Raw genomic sequence first — 21,028 nt, 5'->3', positions numbered from 1 at the left:
GTCGTGGGTACGACACATATCCGCTGTATGATGCTACATTTTTTGAATTGCGATTATAAAAAAGCGAAGAAGTGGCGTACCTGACGGCACGCAAACTCCATTTCGCCAATATGCTACCGAGCTTTAACCCCCGATGGGGTTTTACTTAAAAAGATATGGGTACACGGTAGCCTACCGGGGAGGGTTGGGTGGGGCTTCTTCACTCGGCGATTGAGCGTGCCGATGCTATAAATTAAGAATACTGATTATCGGATAAAAAATAGCAAATTGATAATCAGTGCACCTAATCTAATGCATACTTACCGCTTTTAGAAGGTCCCTCCTTGCGTCGGGATGACATGATGGAGAGATATTTATCATTGAAAATCAATGACTTAACAGCATTTCATTATAAGCTCTAAAGAAGATAGCGTTTTGATCAAAATCAGGGCGGCGGAATTAATTAACGCTTCCATAACTGATAAAACTCAGCCTATCCGTTCCCGTACCCCGGAAAGACGACAGCCCCGAAGCGAGCTGAACGCTATACTCTAATTTTTGCGCATAAGTTGTAGGCGGTTAATAAGCAAACAGAAGCAACAAAATTGGTTTCATCGGGTTTATTTTTTGGCAGCTTGTAAATTCAGTTTCAGGTTAACGCCTCCTGCTCCAAATTTTAACTGTTGCGAGCCTAAGCCGTCGAGCGGATATTTTAAAAACGGTTCAATAATCAGGCGGTTTGTTTTGCCCAGCGGATACCCTATACCAAACGAAACATTGAGGGTGCGGGCAAAATCAAACGTGTTTAACATGTTTTCGGTTTTGGTGTTTTGTGGCAGCGGGTTTGATAGCGCCGATGCCGACGACAGGGCCGGGTAATTGTAAACAAACTGATAGGTTTCGTTAATATACGTGCCCGAACTTACACCTGCCGAAATGTAACTATCACTTTTGCCAAACTGATATTTTAAATTTAGCGGGATATCCAAAGCCACCAGGCTGGCCTGGTAGTTTTGTAGTATAGGGCTGGTATTTTGCGCAAACGCCACATAACTACCAGTTACAGGAGCCGCCGCTGCCGAAAGGTAGTTACCATTTCGGGGCTGCTCAAGGCTTGCCCTTAAATAAGAATTAGCGTTTTGCGGCAATGCCGATTTATAATTTAACGAGTTTTGACTGATAGCTACACCGGTTAACAATTTAAGGTTACCGATAATCCTGATCTCTGACGACATACCCGCGCCTACATTAAACTCATTATCGCTGCCCTTGGCGTAGTTAAAATAAGTGGCCGCATACAGGCCAAACTTAACCCTCTTGCTGGCCTCAGGCTTCTTCAATTCGGGTTCTTCACCTTTTCGCATGGCAAAAATTGATTTGGCCGGTGCCTTAACCATCGATTTAGTTGCCCTGCCCGAATCGGCTTTGGCAAGCGTATTAGCTGTAACCAGGCGTTCATCCGTTTGCGTGTTGCGGGTATCGGTACCTTTAACTGGCTGCTGGTTTGGTGTTTGGTTATCCTTGTTTTTATTGTTCAGCTGTGCCAGTACCGCGTTCGCTTGCTGCACAGCGGCTTTGCTGCCGTATACCGGCTGCGTGCTGGTGTTGCTTTTGTTGCCGCCTGTTATCCTGTTTCGAGCGCGGCTTAATTGATTTTGAGCCTTTGTTTTTGCCGCAGCATACCGGGCAACACCTTTGTTTGGTTTGGCGGCTGTTGTATCATTAAAGCTTTTAATGTGGCCTGTATTACCGGAGGCTTTTGCTATCGCACTGCTGCTTTGGCCATGGTATTGATTAATAGGGTTATGTTTTACAGGTGTTTTATTGATAACCAAAGCCGCGTTTTTCGTCGTCGTGTTTTTACTGTTTAGCCATATCCCTACGCCTAAAAAAACCAGCAAGAGTGCGGCAACCGACCCCCACCACAGCCACATCACCGGGCGGCGCTTTTCTTTCTCCGGATATTTTTCGCGGAGAAGCAGCCAGCCCTCATTGGCCGAATCATCTTCGTAATGATCGAAGAGCTCCGTTATGCGGCTTTTAAGCTGGTCGTCAAGCTCTTCGTTCATAGTTTTTTTCTGCTTTGCTGATCATCTCTCTCAGTTTTTCTTTGCCACGGCTTAAATACACGCGCGATGAGCTTGCCGGTATAGCCAGCATCAGGGCTATCTCATCGTGGCTATAACCGTCAATCTCGAATAAGTTAAAAACTACCCGGTGTATCTCGGGTAGTTTATCCAGTAATTTGAGAATATCACCGGCACTTAACAAATCAATTACCGATGCCGTTTCGGCTGCCATATGCTGTGCAAGTTCCAGGTCGGCCGTCCAGGCATGTTTTTTTTCTTTCCTGGTTTTATCAATCGCTGTGTTTACAATAATTCGCCGCAACCAAGCCTTAAAGGGCCTGTCGGCGCTAAAGGTGTTTAGTGAATTAAAAACTTTAATAAAACCGTCGTTAACTACCTCCAAAGCATCATCGCGATTGGCGCAATAACGCAAACCAACCCCCATAGCATAGCCATAGAAGTGCTTATAAAGCATTTCCAATGGTTTTAGATCACCAGTTTTACATTGCCGAATTAGTTCTTCTTCGGTAATGCCAGGGGGTAGCTGCATTAAGTCTGATTAATATTCTTTTAACTAATTTCTTTTTAAATCATATTGATATGCTAAGGTGTCGTTACCGGCTGCTATTTGAAAAACAGTGCCGTTATAATAATATTGATATAAGCCGTTTAAATGAATTTTTGCGGGATTATTGGATGTAGCCGTACTATCCTGAAATTGGATATAAATAGCATTTAACTGGAAAGCGCCATGGCTGCCGGCATGTACGGTTGCTGTATCGCCGGTTACTTTAAACAGGCCTGCAGTGGTTGTAGTTAATAAAATATTGGCTCTTAAAGTATCAATAGCGCCCGATTTTTTTTTGTGCAGCGATGTAAATTTACCCGCGAATGTACCGCTCGGTACCGGCACCGGCGTCGACTCGTTTTTGTTGCTTGCGCAGCCGCTCGCTCCGGCAACCACGGCAAGTAATAAAAGTTTAAACGTATTTTTCATAGTTGTGTATTTGTAACCCTTACGTTAGCAACTATGAAAACGCTACAACTTGTGTAACTATTTTTATATTTTTTTTGCTTCCTCCCAAAACAGGTCCATTTCGGCGAGCGTCATGTCTCGTAATTGCTTGCCGCTTTGGTGCGCCTTACTTTCCAGGTATTGAAAGCGTTTGATGAACTTTTTATTGGTTTTCTCGAGCGCATTCTCCGGGTTGATATCGATAAAGCGCGCGTAATTAATTAACGAAAATAGCAGATCGCCAAACTCGCCTTCGGCTTTCTCCTGGTCAATTACCTGGTTATCAACAGCGTTAAACTCATCCCTGAATTCGCGCATTTCCTCTTCCACCTTATCCCAAACCTGGCTTTTTTCTTCCCAGTCGAACCCAACGCCACGTGCTTTTTCCTGTATGCGCGATGCCTTTACCAGTGCCGGTAGCGAAGCCGGTACACCCGCCAATACCGATTTATTGCCTTCCTTTAACTTTAACTGCTCCCAGTTGCGCTTTACATCTTCCTCGTTTTTTACCTCCACATCGCTATAAATATGCGGGTGGCGGTGTATCAGCTTCTCGCAGATGCCGTTTAACACATCGGTAATATCAAAGGCCCCGGTTTCTGATGCTATCTTGGCATAAAATACCAGGTGCAGCATCAAATCGCCAATTTCTTTTTTTACCTCCTGCAGGTCGCCTTCCAGTATCGCGTCAGATAGCTCATAGGTTTCCTCAATGGTAAGGTGGCGCAAACTCTCCAGGGTTTGCTTCATATCCCAGGGGCAATTGGCCCGCAGGTCGTTCATGATGCTTAAAAGGCGTTCGAATGATAGGGCGGGCGTAGAGGCTGATGCAGGCGGAGTTAGTGGCATAAATTTAATAGGTAATAATTAAAGATAGATAAGTAATAGACACGAATTTTAATAGGCACGAATTTCACGAATTAAAACGAATTTTCACGAATAGGATTTTCACGAATTTATACGAATAGAATGATATGAATGGGGCAATAATTGAATGAGTGCTAAGTTCAGAAACTATCCGTTGAAATTCAAATACTCAAAAAAGGAATTCGAGAAAATTCGACCCCATTCGTGAAATTAGTGTCTACTTAAAAGAATTCAAGAAAATTCCATCCCATTCGCGAAATTCGTGTCTATCTAAAAGAATTCGTGAAAATTCGTTTTAATTCGTGAAATTAGTGTTAATTAAAATTCGTGCTAACTCAGTTTCGTTCCTCTCAGCATTTCGCGTTTGCCGGCGGCGCCGGGTACTTTTTCTATTTTGCAGCCCAGGGCTTTGAGCTGGCGCTTTAGGTTGCCGGTAATGGCGTAGGTAACAAATACGCCACCGGGTTTTAAAAAACTGATGGTATGGTTAATGGCTTCGGTGCTCCACATTTCGGGTTGATTGGCCGAGGCAAAGGCATCGAAGTAGATGATATCGAATTGCTGGCCCGACTGAAAGTCCATCAACGTGCTGTGCGCCGTTTGTAATTGGATAAAGGAGTTTAAGCTCACCCGATGTTTCAGCGAGGTTTGGTAATCCGTTGTAAACGAAGTCCATAAACCAGGCGATACGTAATCTTGGTAGCCGGTTTGGCTGATCATTTGCTGCGTTAAAGGGTATGCCTCAATGCCTACATAGTCCAGGTTAATTTGATGCCCGATGCAAAAATCGGCGCTGAGCAAAAAATTCAACCCCGTGCCCAACCCAACTTCCAATACCGAAACAGCTGTTAGTGCCCCATCTGCCAAAAAATGTTTTAAGCCGGCGTTTAAAAATACATGCTCACTCTCTTGCAGCGCCCCATTACGCGAATGGTAATTTTCGCCCACCTGCGGGTTATAGATGGTTTTGGAGCCGTCGGCGGTGGTTACAATGGTTAGTTCGGGGTTCATTGGCTTTTGTGTGTAGTCCATAGTCGGTGGTCCATAGTCCATGGTTGATGTGGTGAGTTAGCGTTGGTTGGTTTGTAGTCCATGGTTAATGCGGTGAGTTAGCTTTAGTTGGTGGGGAGTCCATAGTCGATGGTCCATAGTCCATGGTTGATGCGGTGAGTTAACGTTAGTGATCGTATTTGCTTTGTACGGAATCATATATCTACGAAAAACATCCATGGACCATCGACTATGGACCATGGACTACCAACTACCAACAAAAGGCCTCATCAATGCACAAACTCCGTAATCTCTTCACCCATATCGTAAACCGGGGCTGTTTCAATAGCGGCGGCAATCATGCTGCTGCCTGCTGCCGAGCGGTAGCCTGCTGCGCAGTGTACAATAATGGGTTTATCGGTTGGTATCTCGGTTATCCTGTCGCGCAGTTCGGGTAGGGGGATGTTAATCGCGTTAGCAAAAATTGGCGTATCCTTAACCTCGCCTGCATTGCGGATATCTACAATGGTATAATCGCCGGGGTTACGTTTAAAGTAATCGCGGTCAAAATCGGCACTCATTTGCAGGTTGCTTTCCGGAATTAATAAAATGCCCTTGATGTTGCCCTCGTAACCTATTTTGGCCGCCTTGCGGATCATCACCTGCAGGGTTTCTTCGTTGTCGGCAATTAAATAGAAAGCCTCACCGGGGTTAATGATAGATCCCAGCCAGGTTTCAAATTTTTCGCCATTTTGCAAATTAATTGATTTCCGGATATGCCCATGCCTAAAATCGGCTTTGGGGCGGGTATCAATAACGGGCACACCGGCCACTAACTCATCAGCGTTAATATGCGGAACTGCTTGAATGCTTTCTTCGAGCGTTGCGGCTCCCTGCTTATTCAGGTCTACATCAAAACCAAAGTAGCGGGGTATAAAAGGCTGGTCTTCGGTTAATATTTTTACAAACTGCAGCTCATCCATCAATTGCAGCGCATAGTTTTCGCGCAGTTCGCGGCCAATGGTGCTTTGCAAATCAGGGCTCATGTTTTTACCGCATAACGATCCGGGGCCGTGTGCGGGGTAAACCGCCACATCCTCGGGCAGGGTCATTAATTTTTGGCGGGTGGATTGGTACATTTGCCGGGCAAGCTCTTCTTTTTTCGCGGTAATATTGCCAACGTTTTCGCGCAGGTCGGGGCGGCCAACATCGCCAACAAATAAAGTATCGCCGGTAAAAATAGCCTTTTGCAGGCCCAGGTCGTCTTCCACAATAATGCAGATCGAATCGGGCGAGTGGCCGGGGGTATTAATGGATTTAAGCGTAACATCGCCTAACTCTATCCTGTCGCCCTCATCAAAAGTTTGATGCGGATAGGCCGCGCCAACCAGTTTACTCACATAAATAGTAGCGCCGGTGGTCTGGTGGATCTCCAGGTGCGAGCTTACAAAATCGGCATGTGGGTGGGTTTCAATTACTGCTACAAGCTGTGCGCCGTGTTCGGCAGAAAAATCGTAGTAGGGTTGCGGATCGCGGGCCGGGTCGATAACCGCCATTTTACCCTGGCTGATAATGGCATACGAGCCATGCGCCAAACCCTTATCGTAAAACTGATGAATAACCATTGTGCACAAAGATATAGGTTTTGCGCTTGCGATAAAATGTTTAAAGCGGCGGCTAAATGATGTGAAATGGAGATGACATAAAATGGCGATTATCGTCACTAATAATTTTTTCTAACTCGTTTGCCCCGGAAGCCACCTGCCATTGCAATTCAACCCAGATAAAAAGTTGATATATTTACGGCCAGGGCCATCCCTATGGGCATGCCTGTAAGCAAACTGACATGGTTAACAGGCGTATTTGCACACTTAAATTTAAAATATGTTGTTGAGAACTTCTATAACTTTGATGTTGTTTTTATCCGCTATCGCGGCTAATGCTCAGGATTTGAAATGGATACCCTTTAAATGGACCGGCGATACTGTTTCCAGAAAATATTTTGACAAGGCTTCTATAGTTATCCCCGTTAAAATAGAAAACATCCCAGCCGATTTCAATATGCAGTTTGATTTGGGTGCAGTGAGAACCGTAATTTACGGCAATACTATTCAACCTTATTTAAATGCTTATCCCGATTTAAAAAACAAAATAGACACATCGAAAAAGTTTTTAATTCAAGGTGAAAATAATCCGATGTTCACCAACATGATGCTCCGGATGGGCACTGCCTCGTTTAAAGGTATCGACATCGGTTATTTCAAAAACTTTGGCGGCAAAATGAGCGGGGATTCGATACATTCTCCTACCGAAAAACATATTGGAACAATTGGGCCCGATCTGTTCCAAAATCATATTCTGATCATAGATTATGTACATCAACAAATTGGTGTGTGTGACGAATTACCCAAGCAATACAAATCGGCAAGTTTCCAGCCCTTTAAAAGTGACGATGGAAGGCCAAAAATCCCGTTGCTTATCAATGGTAAAACGGAGTATGTGATGTTTGATACCGGATCCAGCATTTTTACATTGCAAACAACAAAAAAGGATGCGCTCCAGACTGCCAACCCTAAAATTGTAGATTCTTTAGGTGTATTCAGCTGGGGGAAAAAGTTAATGTATTACGGTGTCAAAATAAATAAACCAATAAAGTTTGGCAAAAAGGTACTTAACGGTTCGGTGATATACTATGACGAGCAGGAAACATTTCAGAAATTTTACGAGTTTGTGAAAATCTGGGGTTTAACAGGGAATGCCTTCTTTTTAAAGAACACTGTCATCATTGATTATAAAAATAAACTTTTTGGAGTATTATAGGTACCTCTTATGGCAAGCGCCACGCCTTAGGGGAATCATCCTTGTTTAAAGGGGGACGTGGGATTGTTTAGACGTTGATTGTAAGCCCACCTCTCTAAAACTTTGTCATCTCCTGCTATGTGTGTTTCATTATAAGTGCCATCCCCCGCGGGCGGGAAAAATGCAGATGACGTTTGAACCTCGCAGACTGTTAGGTGCAGTCAGGCTTTTGCCGGCTTTTTTTCTGCATATAATAGTCTTTAGGTTCAAACGTAATCCCCTTTTTTTGTGCGCGTAAGGTGTCATCCTGATACCTCGTCAGGTTGAGTAATCGAAGGACGTGCGGCATGGCCCTGTACATTGTTTTTTTGATGTGGCTATATACACTACCAGGCTCACCAAATATATTTACGATTCATAACGAACTAAGCTCTACTTATGCAAGTATGTGCATGTATAGAATGTGCTTGATTATGAATGCGATATCGTCTTCTTTACAAGGTTGAGCCAATAAAGTCATCCACTCAATCATTTCATACTATCCTTCTTATCTTTATAAGTATCGTTATATTTATCCCTTATTATCAGAAAAGAAAAAAGCTTGCCATTAATTATGCGCTATACTTACATCACTATGCAAAAAATAAAAAAAATCGTCCTGTTGTTATGTGCGGTGCCCTGCCTGGCTACGGCCCAAAATACACCGGCTGTTAATGTTTTACTACAACACTCAAACCAGCCTATAGCTTATGACCAGGTGAATGCTTCGTTAATTAAAACTGCGCTTGCAAAAACAATCGCGCTATCAAACAGCCGCATCAGCGCTATAACAGCTATCCCGCCAGGAAAACAAACCTGGGCCAATACCATGGAAGCTTTTGATAATTTGCAGTACGAGTTGGGCGATCTGGGTGGTAAGATATACCTGGCTTCGGCAACTTACACCGATGATGATACCCGAAACGAGGCTAATACGGCGGCAGAGCAATTGCAATCGTACACCACTGGTCTGTTTTTAAACGAGCCCCTGTACAAAGCCGTTAAACGTTTTGCGGCTTTACCTGCAGCGGCGCAGCTCAGCAGCAGTCAGAAACTGTTTTTAAAGGAAACCCTGATAGGTTTTGAGAACAACGGGATGAAGCTGGATGCCGATGGACGGAAAAAACTGAAGGCTACTAACGATAAAATAATTGCGCTGGGTGTACAATTTGATAAAAATATAGCCGAATATAAGGACAGCATAACTTTTGATAAGTCTGACTTGCAAGGTGTACCCGAAAAAACCGTGGCTCCATGGGCCCTGCCTGATGGTAAATACATGATCAGGATAAACGGCCCCAATTTTAACGATATCTTAAAATATGCCGATAAAGAGGATACCCGCCATGCCGTGTACCTTAAATACATGAACCGCGCTTACCCTAAAAACATACAGGTATTGGATAGCCTGTTTTATTACCGCCAACAGTTGGCGCAGCAGCTGGGTTTTAAAACCTATGCCGAATATGCTTTGGTTGATAAAATGGCCGGAAAGCCGCAAAAAGTGTGGGACTTTTTAAACGACCTGCGCGATAAGCTGAGCCCGCACGTAGGCCCGGAACTGGCCGAATTGGCTGAGCTAAAGCATCAGGATCATCCGGAAGCGCAGGCAGGTATCCAGGCCTGGGACATAGGCTACTATCGCAAAAAATTATTTGATACCAAATACAAGCTTAATACCGACGAGATTAAGGAGTATTTTGAAATGAACAGTACTATACAGGGGATGTTTACGGTTTACCAAAAGCTGTTTAACCTGCGCATTGTTGAGGTAAAGGGCGTGCCGCTCTGGTATGCTAAAGTAAAAGCATACGAGCTGTATATGGACGGCAAAAAAATGGGCACTTTTTATTTAGACCTATACCCGCGGCCTAACAAGTATACCCACTTTGAAACCGCCAACATATCGTTATATCATAAAACAGCCACCCAGGAGATTTTACCCGTGGGCACGCTGATCTGTAATTTCCCCGAAGGTACAGCCACCGAGCCGTCCTTGTTAAACCATGGCGATGTAGTAACACTGTTTCATGAGTTTGGGCACTTAATCCACTTCCTGCTTTGCCACCCGGCCATCGCGTCGCAAAATTCGTTTGCCACCAAGGGCGATTTTGTGGAAGCCCCATCGCAGTTTCTGGAAAACTTTTGCTGGCAGTACGATGTGCTGAAGCTTTTTGCCCGCAATTACAAAACCGGCGAAATGATGCCCAAAGCTTTATTTGATAAACTGAAGCAAACGCAAACAGTTGGCAGCAGCATGGCCAACATTAGCCAGGTATATTATGCCAGTCTGGATTTTACTTACGAGGACCGTTACGCCGCCATTAAAGGCCGCGACATTAACGATGTGTCTAAAGAACTGTCAGCCATGACGAAGGTGCCTTTTGCAGAAGGATCGCATTTTATTTGCAGCTTTGGCCATTTAAATAGTTATGGCGCCAATTATTACGGATACCTGTGGTCGAAGGTGTTTGCGCAGGATATCTTCTCGGTGTTCGAGAAAAATGGCGTGATGGATACCGCTACAGGCATCCGCTACCGTAAAGATATTTTAGAAAAAGGAGCAACCGTACCAGAGGCCACCATGCTGCGCAACTTTTTAGGTCGCGAACCTAATTCGGCAGCGTTTTTAAGGCTTTTGGGGATTAAGTAATTATTGAATTATTGAATTATTGAATTATTGAATTATTGAATTATTGAATTATTGAATTATTGAATTATTGAATTATTGAATTATTGAATTATTGAATTATTGAATTATTGAATTATTTATTCCTTTAACCCCATCTCAAACGATGTCATCCCGACACCGTAGGGGGGACCTTTTACGAGCGATGAGTCTGCTGTATAACAAGCCCACGCGGAAGTCTACAGTATACCTTGCACTTGAAAAAGCTCCCTCCCTCCGGTCGGGATGACAAATTTTAGAGCGGATTAAAAAGGAAATTCGGTAAAATTGATTTTGTATGGTTAGATTGAATTGTGCTGATTATCAATTTCTTTAAAACCCCATCTCAAACGATGTCATCCAGACCGGAGGGAGGGAGCTTTTGCGAGCGATAAATCTGCGGCATGCTTGTTTTTGAGCGATCCTTCAGAAATCAAAACAAATAAGCACGCGGGGCGTCAAATTACTAAAGTTTTTCTACTACTGAGATAGGGAGCTTGGTGAATTTGGCTATTTGTTCATTTGGGATGCCTTCTTTTTTCATTTCAATGGCAACCTCTACAGATCTTTTATATTCACCTTTCTCAATACCTTTCTCAATACCTATTTCAATCCCTTCTTCACGGCCTTTTTCTATACCTCTCTCTTCTGCAAAAGCTATCGAGTTTTCATAATCCCATTTGGCTTTTAAACTTGAATCGTACATTGCTTTCTCCTCCTTCGTCAGATTACTTAATTCGGTTATTTTGAATACCTGCTGAAAAATCCGTTTGTTTAATACAGCGGGAATTTAACTTCAGAAATCAAAACAAATAAGCACGCGGGGCGTCAAATTACTAAAGCTTTTCTACTACTGAGATAGGGAGCTTGGTGAATTTGGCTATTTGTTCATTTGGGATGCCTTCTTTTTTCATTTCAATGGCAACCTCTACAGATCTTTTATATTCACCTTTCTCAATACCTTTCTCAATACCTTTTTCAATACCTATTTCAATCCCTTCTTCACGGCCTTTTTCTATACCTCTCTCTTCTGCAAAAGCTATCGAGTTTTCATAATCCCATTTGGCTTTTAAACTTGAATCGTACATTGCTTTCTCCTCCTTCGTCAGATTACTTAATTCGGCTATTTTGAATACCTGCTGAAAAATCCGTTTGTTTAATACAGCGGGAATTTTTTCCAGGTGGCTCATATTTTTCAGTAAATAGAACCAACGGTCAAGGTCGGTTTCTAACTCTTCTTCTGTTTTAACAAAATTAGGCAATTCTAAAAACTTATAACCCAATTTATTGTAAAATATTTCGTGCGTATCGGTATTGGTGAGGGCTACGTTATGTAGATAACGATCTGGGTTGCCGTTTTTAAATTTGAACTCCAGTATGGCTATCAGGTATAGCTCGTCCAGTTGGATATTCCAGTGGCTCTCGCCTTTGGGCAGTTGCTCATTGATGAGGCGCGAGGTATAAAACACAGCCCTGTCCTTAAAGTTGCGCTGCTCGGCTTTTTGCATCTCGATGATGAATTTCTCGCCGTTTTTGCCCGTGCAATGCAGGTCGAAAAATACTTTCTTGATTTTATCGGTATCGCCAGCGTATTCGGTGGGGCTGTAAGTTAAGTCGGCAATTTCCTTTTGGCCCACGAACAGTTGATTTAAAAAATCGATCAATATATCCTTATGGGGCTCGCTTCCAAACAATCGCTTAAAACCAAAATCACTCAAAGGATCAATAAAGCGGCCAATTTTTTGTTCCATGTGGGTTAGAAAATTAATAGTTCATGGATGATGTGCATGGCTAAAAATAACTATTCCGGCGGAATTGATCAGGAAAAACAAAAATTAAAATTCAACAATGCTGGATGTTAATGTTCCACTAACAGGAAGTGGAGTTTGGTAACCCCTCAATTCAAAGTAATTTTGATCATCATTCAAAAAAAATACTCATAATATTTGTTTCGTACGAAAAGTTTTCTACCTTTGAATTGTGATGAATAAAGAAGATCAAAATAAACAGATTGAACCTACCCGGTCGGAGCTGGAGATATTGCAGGTTTTATGGGAGAAGGGCCCCTCAACTGTACGCGCCGTTAATGATGAGTTGCTGAAGCAAAAAGAAGTGAACTATACCACCACGCTTAAACTGATGCAGATTATGGCCGACAAGGGGATTGTTAAGCGCGACGAGAGCCAGATGAAACACATTTACAGCGTTGCCGAAGAAGAACAAAAAACAAAGGCGCATTTGCTGGATAAATTTGTTAACTCGATGTATAAAGGCTCGGCAAGTAAACTGGTGATGCAACTGCTGGGCAACAAAAAAACATCCCCGCAGGAGCTCCAGGAAATTAAGGATCTGTTAAACAAGCTGGAAGAATAATTGATTAACCCACTCAAAAAAAAACTGCCATGAATTTTTCAACTGTAAAAGTACTACCGGATGATGTGATGAAAGCGCTTTGCAATACTTTGTTGCATTCGTTATGGCAGGGCTTGTTGCTTGCTGCCATAGCCGCGCTAATTATAGTTTGTACCCGTAAACAAACTGCGGCAAAGCGGTACAACCTGTTGTTAGTTACATTGGGCTTGTTTGCTTTGGGTATAGGCCTTACTTTTGCCATTGAGCTAAAGGGCGCTTCTGCTGGCCTTAATACGCCGGGTATTGATCAAACAGCAATTGCGGCTAACAATCATCCGGCGCAGCCGATTACCAACCCGGTGTTGGCTCCGCTTACTTTTACAGATTATTTAACGGCTTATTTTAACCGCAATACGCAAGCGGTGGTGCTTATTTGGCTTATTATTGTTTGCGTGCGCAGCCTGCAACTGGTTACCGGGCTGCACAGTCTGTATTATTTAAGGCGCAAAGCCATTGCCCCGGTTGATGGGGTATGGCAAAGCCGGGTGCAACAGCTGGCTTTGCAGTTGGGCATAAGGCAGGTGGTGGGCATAGCGCAATCGGGCCTGGCCCGGGTGCCGATGGTAATAGGGCATTTAAAACCCCTGATATTGATCCCTGCGGGGATGATAACTGCGCTGCCACCTGCAGAGGTAGAAGCCATCCTGATCCACGAGCTGGCACATATCCTCCGGAAGGATTACCTGGCCAACCTGCTGATCAGCCTGATGGAAATCCTGTTCTTTTTTAATCCGGCGGTGTGGTGGATCACCTCCTTGATCAGGGCCGAGCGCGAAAACTGCTGCGATGATATCGCGATAGCCCAAACCAGTAGCAAGGTAAACTACATCAGGGCGCTGGTATCGTGCCAGGAGTACCAGTTATCGGCACCGGCCTACGCCATGGCCTTTGCCCGCAAGCCCAATCATCTGTTAAACAGGGCAACGCGGCTGCTGTCTAACAGCAACCAATCATTAAATCTTGCCGAAAAATCGTTGCTGGCTTTTGGTTTGGTAGCCGCTGGTTTATTGATGGCCGCTTTTTCAAACGCCGGGCAGATCAGCAAATTGGTAACGGCAACCACTTCGGCTGTGGTAGGCAGTGGTGGTAAGCAGAGTAAAAAGGTGCGGAGCACGGCTGTTACAACAATAACTACTACCACTACAACTGATACCATGAAGACGGATGCAAAGCAGGGGAGTATTAACGCGGGGAATTTGAGGATTTATCAGCCCAACGAGTTTGGCGATCATACTTCACTGCAATTGCCTAATCATCAGTATACTACTTATCTGCTCAAGGAGCGGGGCATATTGTATCAGCTTAACTTAAAAGGGAAGACGTTGATAAGTATGCAGGTAAACGGGAAGGCAGTACCCGCTGAAAGTCTGGTAGTTTATCAGCCGGTGATTAACCAGATGCTGAACAAACAAGCTGAAGAGCCTGCCGAGTTAAAATTTCCTCTTCATCTTCTGACGACATCAGTGGGAAAAACTCGGAATCTTCGTTTATTATCGGTAAAGCGTTCTTAAAATCAAATGGATCAAAACTCATGGAGTATCCTGTTATATTTAGTAAATAACGTCAAGTTGTCAGCCTGTTTTATAAAATCAGGCAATTATTTGTAGTTTTTGACTAACTTACGGTTAATGTGCTAATGTTTCAAGAGCTGTGCCAAGCTTTTATCCATCGGCAATAAATGTTAATTATTTTATTTAGTACTATTCATAATAATTTGGTACGAAAAGAGTTTACTACTATATTGAACGCCTAATATAGTTTTACCCCTGATGAGATTATCAGTCATTCTGTCTTTGTTAATTGTTTCTTCACTTGATGTCGCGCAAGCTCAAAACGCATATGTAAAATTAGGTCAACAGGCTTTAATGGACGGCGATTTTAAGCAAGCTGTGCGTCACCTGGAAAAAGCCTGCGTGGTAGATTCAACAAATGCAAACGCTTTGTGGATGTTGGGATACTCATACTATCACAGCGAGAATTACAAAAAAGCCATATCAACGTATTGCAAGGTGGTAGAAATAAAACCTACCGATTGCTCTGCTTATTACTACAGGGCCATGGCAAAAAGCTATTCGGCAAGGGATGTGCAGGCCACGCCGGCCGATAAAGAGAAATTTTTATTAGGGGCTATTGTTGATTTAACCAAGGCCATTACCATTAACCCCCAGGATATTAAATTTTACCAGAACCGTGGAATATTTTACCGGGAATACGGGATTTTTAAACTACAGAAAACCAGTAAGTTTTACGATAAAAACCGTGGCGTTAACTCGCTCAAAGCTTCCGTAGCCGATCTGGAAAAAGTATTGGGCGATAATCCCGACCGTAAGGATATCAGCACACAGCTCGATCTGTCAAAACAACAGTTGGCCATAGCGGCCCGATAAACCTGCTAAAGGATTTTATTTAAACTTACCTGTTATTTCGTAATTATTTGCACCCAATATCTTAACCGATTGGTGTTTTTCTATTTTATAAAGCGAATCAGGATAATAGCTTAAATTTTCTTTGGTTTGGTAAAGCAGGTTTTTGGTGAAGTTAACTATGCGGATGCCGCTCACCTGCTTAGCCTTTAAGTGGATTGAGATGTAACGGGTATTCAGGTTAGTATCCACAGCCCTATAAACAATGGAATCGTTATTAGCCGTTTTTTTGTAACTGTCCCGCCAGGATGGTTTGTTGATATCCGATTCTGTAAACAGGGCCAGTTCGCGTTGCCAGTTTTTAATGGCTACATCTTTTTCTTCGGGCTGGTTGTTATAATTAACCGTTTTTAAAATCAGGCGCTGTTGTTTGCCCAGCCTTTGCGCCTCGGCGGTAAAATAAGCCTTCAGATCAAAATACGGAGGCCTGCCATCATGGCTTACAACAGGTTTGCAGTTGCTAAAAAGTAAACAACTGCAAACCATTAAAGTTAAATTACGTGCAGGTATTTTATACCAATACATTCTCGCTCATTTGTTCGGGGATGGGCACACCTAATATTTTTAAAATAGTAGGGGCAATATCGCCTAATTTACCATCTTTAATTTCCTTGTAATCCTTATCAATTAATATACAAGGCACCAGGTTGGTGGTATGCGCCGTGTTTGGGGTACCGTCATCATTAATCATAAATTCGGCATTACCGTGGTCGGCAATAATAATAAAAGAGTAGCCGTTGGCTATGCCAGTTTCAACCACCTCTTTGGTACAGCTATCAACCGTTTCGGCGGCCTTAACTACGGCTTCAAAAACGCCGGTGTGGCCAACCATATCGGTATTGGCAAAGTTAAGGCAAATAAAATCGGCCCACCTGCTTTTTAACTCAGGGATGATGGCATCGCGGATACCTTCGGCGCTCATTTCGGGCTGCAGATCATAGGTAGCTACTTTAGGCGAAGGGATAAGCAAGCGCTTTTCGTTGTCAAACTCCTTTTCGCGGCCGCCCGAGAAAAAGAAGGTAACGTGCGGATATTTTTCAGTTTCGGCAATCCTGATCTGAGTTTTACCGGCATTCTGCAAAGTTTCGCCCAGCGTTTGTGTCAGGTCGTCTTTAGTAAAAATCACCTGTACGTTTTTAAAAGTTTCGTCGTAGGTGGTCATGGTAATATAATGCAGGTCCAGTGGGTGCATACCCTGCTCCGGGAAGGGCTTCTGAGTTAGGGCCTGGGTAATTTCGCGGCCGCGGTCGGTACGGAAATTAAAGCAGATCACTACATCGCCATCCTTAATTACAGCGATAGGCTCGTCCTGGTCGTTTGTTTTTACTATCGGCAATATAAATTCGTCGGTAACACCTTCGGCGTACGAGTCTGAAACTGATTTTAAAATGTTATGTGTTTTAGTGCCTTCGCCGTTCACCATCAGGTCGTAAGCTTTTCTAACACGTTCCCAGCGGTTATCGCGGTCCATAGCATAATATCGGCCAATAGCCGATGCCAGTTGCACGTTGGTATTGCTGATGTGGTTTTCCAGGTCGGTGATGTATTTAACACCGCCGTTAGGGTCGGTATCGCGTCCGTCTAAAAAGGCGTGTATATAAACGTGTGGCAATTGGTAACGCCCGGCAACATCGCACAGGCCCTTTAAATGTTTAATATGCGAGTGTACGCCACCATCGGATAGTAAACCTATAAAGTGTACATCCTTATTGTTTTCTTTAGCATAGTTAAAGGCTTGTTTAACCACAGGGTTCTCGTCAAACTCCTGCTCTTCAACCGCTTTATGGATGCGGCCCAGTTCCTGGTAAACTACCCTGCCTGCGCCCAGGTTCATGTGTCCAACTTCCGAATTGCCCATCTGGCCCGCCGGTAAACCAACCGACGTACCCGAAGCTTGCAATTTTGAATGCGGATATTGCTGAAGCAAAGAGTCAAAATAAGGCGTGTTTGCAGCTAAAATAGCGTTTGATTTATCGTTACGGCCATAACCCCATCCATCCAGGATAATTAAGGCAACTTTTTTATTTGTATTTTCCACGCAGCAAATATAGCCGATACTATTAATTTTTGTATATTTAAATAGTGTAACAACATTAAATTTATCAATTAGTTAGTAACTGATGATGATCATTTTTTAAGCCAATTTATGTTATGAAATTGCTCTGTTTTTTGTTTGTTTTTTCGTTGCTGGCTGCCCAGCCCAAACCGGCGGATCCGGTTGAAAAAACTTTAATTTTACTGAAGCAAAGCAGTTGGGCCGAGCTTTGCAAGGCCTTTGCGCCTAATATTGACCTGGCTATTATGGAAGATGGTAACACCTATACCAAAGAACAGGCTACGGCAAAAACAAATGCTTTTTTTGCAAAAAATGAGCCTTTTACGGTTAAATTGATCCACCGGGTAGACTCAAACCCCGATTATAAGTTTGCCGTGTTTGTTTTAACGGGCAAAACGGGCAGCTACCGAACGTCGTGCTCGGTGCGTAATAATAATGGTTTGTTGCAAATCAATGAGTTACATATTGAAATGGAAAAGATAAAGTAGTTGAAAGTATTTTTTTACTTTTGATGCTTTAAGAAAATATAAATTGGACATACCTGCAATTCGCAAACTTATTGCATCCTACCTCGCGGAAGACGTAGGAGACGGCGATCATACCTCGTTAGCTACCATAGCTGCGGGTACCCAGGGCAAAGCCAAGTTACTGGTTAAAGAAAACGGTATTTTGGCTGGCGTGAGCCTGGCGGTTGAAGCTTTTAACGTGATTGACCCCGCCCTGAGCGTTGAACTGTTTTTAAAAGACGGCGACCCGGTTAAAACGGGCGATATAGCCTTTAATGTACAAGGCAGTGTACACAGTATTTTAAAAGCCGAACGGCTGGTATTGAATTGTATGCAGCGCATGTCGGCCATTGCAACGCAAACCCATCAAATTGTAGCTTTGTTGCAAGGTACCGGCACCAAAGTACTGGATACCCGCAAAACAACACCCGGCTTTAGGCTTTTTGAAAAGTGGGCGGTGCAAATTGGAGGCGGTGTTAACCATCGTTTTGGTTTGTACGATATGATACTGATTAAAGATAATCATGTTGATTATTCGGGCGGAATTGCTAATGCCATCAACAATGCCCGCCAATATTTGTTAACTCACCATAAACAACTTGATATTGAAATAGAGGTGAGAAACTTTACTGAACTGCATGAGGCTATTAAAGCCGGTGGAATACAGCGTATTATGCTGGATAATTTTACCATACCCGATCTCAAAACAGCTGTTGAAATTATTGACGGCCAATACACTACAGAAGCATCGGGCGGAATAACCATTGAAAACGTACGCGCTTATGCCGAATGCGGGGTTGATTATATTTCAATAGGGGCCTTAACCCACTCGGTTAAAAGCCTTGATTTGAGTCTGAAAGCTGTTAATGCATAAAATAATATGGATAGTACAACGGCAATTAGTATTATTGTAGTGAGATGATTTCAATATATTCGATTTCAGCGCTCATACTGGCCTATTTATTTGGATCAATACCCACGGCTGTATGGATTGGGCAGGCTTTTTACAATGTTGACGTACGCGAGTACGGCAGTGGTAACGCTGGTGCAACCAACACATTCAGGGTATTGGGTAAAAAGGCAGGCATCCCTGTGATGCTTATCGATATCCTGAAAGGCTGGACGGCCACCAACCTGGCTTATTTTATAGGTATATCAACCACGGGCGCTTTCCACTCCACCGCGTTTGTTAATTTTCAGCTCGCCCTGGGTATTACCGCCGTAATGGGCCACCTGTTTCCAATTTTTGCGGGGTTTAGGGGAGGTAAAGGCGTGGCTACATTATTTGGAATGGTTTTGGCTGTACACTTGCAGGCGTCTTTGCTTTGCGTAACGGTATTTATTGTTGTTTTATTAATTACACGGTATGTATCTTTAAGTTCCATACTGGCCAGTTTTACATACTTAATAGGGGTTACATTTATATTCCCGTTGTATATTAAATCGGTTGTTATTTATGGCATGTGCATCTGCGTACTGATATTGGTTACCCATCAAAAAAATATCGAGCGTTTGTTAAAAGGCAAAGAGTCTAAAGTTAACCTGTTTAAACGTAAAACAACCTGACATGAATTTTAAGCCTTTACTAATTGGAGTTGTTGCCTCAACTCTGTTTGCGGCGTGCACCACAGTACCATTAACCGGAAGAAAACAATTTAATGCCGTGAGCGATTCGGAAGTGAATCAATCCGCGGCTCAAAGCTACAGCCAGTTACTGTCTGACCCTAAAACTACCGTTATTCGAGGTACAAGCGATGCCCAGCGTATTAAAAATATAGGGATCAGGCTATCAACAGCCATCGAGAAATATTTAAAAGATAATGGCTATGGCGATCAGTACAATTTTAAGTGGGAGTTTAACCTCATCCAAAGTAAAGAGGTAAACGCATGGTGTATGCCCGGCGGTAAAGTGGCGGTATATTCGGGCATTTTGCCTGTAACCCAAACCGATGCCGGTTTAGCTACCGTACTGGCTCACGAAATAGGCCATGCCATAGCCCACCACTCTGCCGAGCGCATCTCGCAGCAAATGGTTGCACAAGGCGTTGGTGGTATTTTAGGCAGTGCATCGTCAACCTCCAACAACAGCACGGTATCGGTTATCAATCAATTATATGGCGTTGGCGGCCCGCTGGTATTGCTCAGCTACTCGCGCAACCAGGAGTCGGAGGCCGACAGGCTGGGCCTTACCTTTATGGCTATGGCCGGGTATGATCCGCATGAAGCTTTAAACTTTTGGCAACGCATGGCCAGCCGCAGCCAGGGAAGCTCAACCCCCGAATTTTTGAGTGATCACCCTTCGGACGCACGCCGTGTGGCCGATATTGAGAGCCGCATTCCCGAAGCCATGAAATATTACCACCGTTAACAGATATACTAACGGCGGTTAACTACATTTGCAATATGGCTAAAATTAAATTTTTGACCGCCCAGTGGAACAACCTCCTGATGCTGAATTACGAGGTTGACCCCGAGATATTAAAACCCTATTTACCACCGGTAACCGAGCTTGATTTATGGCAGGGTAAAGCCCTGGTAAGCATGGTAGGGTTTTTATTTAAAAACACGCGGGTGTTTGGCGTCAAATGGCCTATGCATGTTGATTTTGAAGAGGTTAACCTCCGCTTTTATGTTAAATATTTTGACGGCAAGGAATGGAAACGGGGCGCCGTATTTATTAGCGAGCTGGTACCGCGGCGCGTAATCAGCGTTATTGCCAACAGCCTGTATAACGAGCCTTACCGCGCCCTGCCCATGCGCCACAGCATTACACCGGTGGACGCCAACCATACCGAATACTTATACGAGTGGATGCTCAAAGGCAAGTGGAACAAATTGGGCGCCGTAGTTAACAACCAAAAATCGGCCATTAAACCCAGCAGCGCCGAAGATTTTATTTTTGAACATTACTGGGGATATAATAAATTAAGAGATAACAGCACGCTTGAATACCAGGTTGAGCATGTATCGTGGCAGATAAACGACGTTAAAACCGCAGTTTTTGATGCCGATATTGTTGAATTGTACGGTAAAGAGTTTGTACCCTATTTAAGTGCGAAGCCTTACTCTGCCTTTTTTGCCGATGGATCGGATATTGCGGTCAGGGTTGCAGGTAAGGTGACGGACCAGCTCTAAAACTTTGTCATTTCGAACGAGGTACGAGAGAGAAATCTTTTTGAGGCGTCAGGTATGCTGTTTGTTTTGT

Annotated in this window: 19 protein-coding genes and 1 pseudogene; 10 read left to right on the top strand and 10 right to left on the bottom strand. The window is 43.6% G+C overall.

Translation table 11 applies throughout. The features are described 5' to 3' along the window. Window positions 1-599: 599 nt before the first annotated feature. The 6 genes from MUCPA_RS28815 to MUCPA_RS28790 all read right to left on the bottom strand — a co-directional run bounded on the left by MUCPA_RS28815 (window position 600) and on the right by MUCPA_RS28790 (window position 6,545). On the bottom strand, window positions 600-2,048 hold the full coding sequence (locus tag MUCPA_RS28815; RefSeq protein ID WP_008511347.1) for a hypothetical protein: 1,449 nt from the start codon (window positions 2,046-2,048) through the stop codon (window positions 600-602). Next, entirely contained in the window at window positions 2,032-2,598 is a 567-nt protein-coding gene (locus MUCPA_RS28810) for an RNA polymerase sigma factor (RefSeq protein WP_008511346.1), read from the bottom strand. The genes MUCPA_RS28815 and MUCPA_RS28810 overlap by 17 nt, the downstream gene beginning before the upstream one ends. Window positions 2,599-2,622: 24 nt before the next feature. Then, complete coding sequence (locus MUCPA_RS28805; RefSeq protein WP_008511345.1) at window positions 2,623-3,045, bottom strand: hypothetical protein; 423 nt, start codon at window positions 3,043-3,045, stop codon at window positions 2,623-2,625. A gap of 63 nt (window positions 3,046-3,108) precedes the next feature. Beyond that, window positions 3,109-3,912 (bottom strand): nucleoside triphosphate pyrophosphohydrolase, encoded by an 804-nt coding sequence (gene mazG, locus MUCPA_RS28800; RefSeq protein ID WP_008511344.1) that lies wholly within the window; start codon window positions 3,910-3,912, stop codon window positions 3,109-3,111. A gap of 348 nt (window positions 3,913-4,260) precedes the next feature. Further along, on the bottom strand, window positions 4,261-4,983 hold the full coding sequence (gene mnmD / locus MUCPA_RS28795) for a tRNA (5-methylaminomethyl-2-thiouridine)(34)-methyltransferase MnmD (protein ID WP_008511343.1): 723 nt from the start codon (window positions 4,981-4,983) through the stop codon (window positions 4,261-4,263). Window positions 4,984-5,210: 227 nt separating this feature from the next. Next, complete coding sequence (locus MUCPA_RS28790) at window positions 5,211-6,545, bottom strand: MBL fold metallo-hydrolase (RefSeq protein WP_008511342.1); 1,335 nt, start codon at window positions 6,543-6,545, stop codon at window positions 5,211-5,213. Window positions 6,546-6,804: 259 nt separating this feature from the next. On the opposite strand from MUCPA_RS28790, the gene MUCPA_RS28785 reads away from it, so the two are divergent. Both MUCPA_RS28785 and MUCPA_RS28780 read left to right on the top strand, forming a co-directional pair. Continuing rightward, the gene (locus MUCPA_RS28785; protein ID WP_008511341.1) at window positions 6,805-7,740 is read left to right on the top strand and encodes a hypothetical protein; all 936 of its coding nucleotides are present in this window, start codon (window positions 6,805-6,807) and stop codon (window positions 7,738-7,740) included. Window positions 7,741-8,353: 613 nt separating this feature from the next. Next, window positions 8,354-10,411, top strand: coding sequence for a M3 family metallopeptidase (locus tag MUCPA_RS28780; protein WP_157544003.1), 2,058 nt, complete (start codon window positions 8,354-8,356; stop codon window positions 10,409-10,411). A gap of 481 nt (window positions 10,412-10,892) precedes the next feature. On the opposite strand, the pseudogene MUCPA_RS28775 reads toward MUCPA_RS28780, so the two are convergent. Then, a pseudogene (locus MUCPA_RS28775) lies at window positions 10,893-11,216 on the bottom strand (Rpn family recombination-promoting nuclease/putative transposase); the annotation flags it as partial. A 46-nt stretch (window positions 11,217-11,262) separates the two neighbouring features. Beyond that, on the bottom strand, window positions 11,263-12,177 hold the full coding sequence (locus MUCPA_RS28770) for an Rpn family recombination-promoting nuclease/putative transposase (RefSeq protein ID WP_008511334.1): 915 nt from the start codon (window positions 12,175-12,177) through the stop codon (window positions 11,263-11,265). A gap of 232 nt (window positions 12,178-12,409) precedes the next feature. On the opposite strand from MUCPA_RS28770, the gene MUCPA_RS28765 reads away from it, so the two are divergent. From MUCPA_RS28765 to MUCPA_RS28755, 3 genes are all read left to right on the top strand, one after another. Beyond that, window positions 12,410-12,799, top strand: a complete 390-nt coding sequence (locus tag MUCPA_RS28765; protein WP_008511333.1) for a BlaI/MecI/CopY family transcriptional regulator — start codon at window positions 12,410-12,412, stop codon at window positions 12,797-12,799. A 29-nt stretch (window positions 12,800-12,828) separates the two neighbouring features. Next, window positions 12,829-14,349: a M56 family metallopeptidase gene (locus MUCPA_RS28760; protein ID WP_008511332.1), complete on the top strand. Its 1,521-nt coding sequence runs from the start codon at window positions 12,829-12,831 to the stop codon at window positions 14,347-14,349. A gap of 258 nt (window positions 14,350-14,607) precedes the next feature. Further along, entirely contained in the window at window positions 14,608-15,225 is a 618-nt protein-coding gene (locus MUCPA_RS28755) for a tetratricopeptide repeat protein (protein ID WP_008511331.1), read from the top strand. Between the two features lie 15 nt (window positions 15,226-15,240). On the opposite strand, the gene MUCPA_RS28750 is transcribed toward MUCPA_RS28755, so the two are convergent. Both MUCPA_RS28750 and gpmI read right to left on the bottom strand, forming a co-directional pair. Further along, complete coding sequence (locus tag MUCPA_RS28750; RefSeq protein ID WP_050982178.1) at window positions 15,241-15,786, bottom strand: hypothetical protein; 546 nt, start codon at window positions 15,784-15,786, stop codon at window positions 15,241-15,243. Further along, complete coding sequence (gene gpmI, locus MUCPA_RS28745) at window positions 15,773-17,299, bottom strand: 2,3-bisphosphoglycerate-independent phosphoglycerate mutase (protein ID WP_008511329.1); 1,527 nt, start codon at window positions 17,297-17,299, stop codon at window positions 15,773-15,775. The genes MUCPA_RS28750 and gpmI overlap by 14 nt, the downstream gene beginning before the upstream one ends. Window positions 17,300-17,412: 113 nt before the next feature. On the opposite strand from gpmI, the gene MUCPA_RS28740 reads away from it, so the two are divergent. Genes MUCPA_RS28740 through MUCPA_RS28720 form a run of 5 tightly spaced genes read left to right on the top strand, consistent with a single transcriptional unit; the run spans window position 17,413 to window position 20,958 of the window. Then, window positions 17,413-17,805, top strand: coding sequence for a DUF4783 domain-containing protein (locus MUCPA_RS28740; RefSeq protein WP_008511327.1), 393 nt, complete (start codon window positions 17,413-17,415; stop codon window positions 17,803-17,805). A 43-nt stretch (window positions 17,806-17,848) separates the two neighbouring features. Beyond that, window positions 17,849-18,697, top strand: a complete 849-nt coding sequence (nadC, locus tag MUCPA_RS28735) for a carboxylating nicotinate-nucleotide diphosphorylase (protein ID WP_008511324.1) — start codon at window positions 17,849-17,851, stop codon at window positions 18,695-18,697. Between the two features lie 44 nt (window positions 18,698-18,741). After that, window positions 18,742-19,389 (top strand): glycerol-3-phosphate 1-O-acyltransferase PlsY, encoded by a 648-nt coding sequence (gene plsY / locus MUCPA_RS28730; protein ID WP_008511323.1) that lies wholly within the window; start codon window positions 18,742-18,744, stop codon window positions 19,387-19,389. A 1-nt stretch (window position 19,390) separates the two neighbouring features. Beyond that, the gene (locus MUCPA_RS28725) at window positions 19,391-20,191 is read left to right on the top strand and encodes a M48 family metallopeptidase (protein ID WP_008511322.1); all 801 of its coding nucleotides are present in this window, start codon (window positions 19,391-19,393) and stop codon (window positions 20,189-20,191) included. A 35-nt stretch (window positions 20,192-20,226) separates the two neighbouring features. Further along, window positions 20,227-20,958 carry a YqjF family protein gene (locus tag MUCPA_RS28720; RefSeq protein ID WP_008511321.1) on the top strand — a complete coding sequence of 244 codons (732 nt, stop codon included), beginning with the start codon at window positions 20,227-20,229 and terminating at the stop codon, window positions 20,956-20,958. Window positions 20,959-21,028 lie beyond the last annotated feature (70 nt).

Origin of the sequence: Mucilaginibacter paludis DSM 18603 (genome assembly GCF_000166195.2) — a bacterium.
In the GTDB taxonomy this organism is placed as follows: Bacteria; Bacteroidota; Bacteroidia; order Sphingobacteriales; family Sphingobacteriaceae; genus Mucilaginibacter; species Mucilaginibacter paludis.
Note: the sequence above shows the minus strand (reverse complement) of the source record. Positions and strands in the feature narration are given on the sequence as shown.

What these genes read in the sequence shown, in the direction of transcription:
- MUCPA_RS28815 (WP_008511347.1), bottom strand. Translation starts at nt 2,048, where the DNA reads ATGAACGAAGAGCTTGACGACCAGCTTAAAAGCCGCATAACGGAGCTC.
- MUCPA_RS28810 (WP_008511346.1), bottom strand. Translation starts at nt 2,598, where the DNA reads ATGCAGCTACCCCCTGGCATTACCGAAGAAGAACTAATTCGGCAATGT.
- MUCPA_RS28805 (WP_008511345.1), bottom strand. Translation starts at nt 3,045, where the DNA reads ATGAAAAATACGTTTAAACTTTTATTACTTGCCGTGGTTGCCGGAGCG.
- mazG (WP_008511344.1), bottom strand. Translation starts at nt 3,912, where the DNA reads ATGCCACTAACTCCGCCTGCATCAGCCTCTACGCCCGCCCTATCATTC.
- mnmD (WP_008511343.1), bottom strand. Translation starts at nt 4,983, where the DNA reads ATGGACTATGGACCACCGACTATGGACTACACACAAAAGCCAATGAAC.
- MUCPA_RS28790 (WP_008511342.1), bottom strand. Translation starts at nt 6,545, where the DNA reads ATGGTTATTCATCAGTTTTACGATAAGGGTTTGGCGCATGGCTCGTAT.
- MUCPA_RS28785 (WP_008511341.1), top strand. Translation starts at nt 6,805, where the DNA reads ATGTTGTTGAGAACTTCTATAACTTTGATGTTGTTTTTATCCGCTATC.
- MUCPA_RS28780 (WP_157544003.1), top strand. Translation starts at nt 8,354, where the DNA reads ATGCAAAAAATAAAAAAAATCGTCCTGTTGTTATGTGCGGTGCCCTGC.
- MUCPA_RS28770 (WP_008511334.1), bottom strand. Translation starts at nt 12,177, where the DNA reads ATGGAACAAAAAATTGGCCGCTTTATTGATCCTTTGAGTGATTTTGGT.
- MUCPA_RS28765 (WP_008511333.1), top strand. Translation starts at nt 12,410, where the DNA reads ATGAATAAAGAAGATCAAAATAAACAGATTGAACCTACCCGGTCGGAG.
- MUCPA_RS28760 (WP_008511332.1), top strand. Translation starts at nt 12,829, where the DNA reads ATGAATTTTTCAACTGTAAAAGTACTACCGGATGATGTGATGAAAGCG.
- MUCPA_RS28755 (WP_008511331.1), top strand. Translation starts at nt 14,608, where the DNA reads ATGAGATTATCAGTCATTCTGTCTTTGTTAATTGTTTCTTCACTTGAT.
- MUCPA_RS28750 (WP_050982178.1), bottom strand. Translation starts at nt 15,786, where the DNA reads ATGTATTGGTATAAAATACCTGCACGTAATTTAACTTTAATGGTTTGC.
- MUCPA_RS28740 (WP_008511327.1), top strand. Translation starts at nt 17,413, where the DNA reads ATGAAATTGCTCTGTTTTTTGTTTGTTTTTTCGTTGCTGGCTGCCCAG.
- plsY (WP_008511323.1), top strand. Translation starts at nt 18,742, where the DNA reads ATGATTTCAATATATTCGATTTCAGCGCTCATACTGGCCTATTTATTT.
- MUCPA_RS28725 (WP_008511322.1), top strand. Translation starts at nt 19,391, where the DNA reads ATGAATTTTAAGCCTTTACTAATTGGAGTTGTTGCCTCAACTCTGTTT.
- MUCPA_RS28720 (WP_008511321.1), top strand. Translation starts at nt 20,227, where the DNA reads ATGGCTAAAATTAAATTTTTGACCGCCCAGTGGAACAACCTCCTGATG.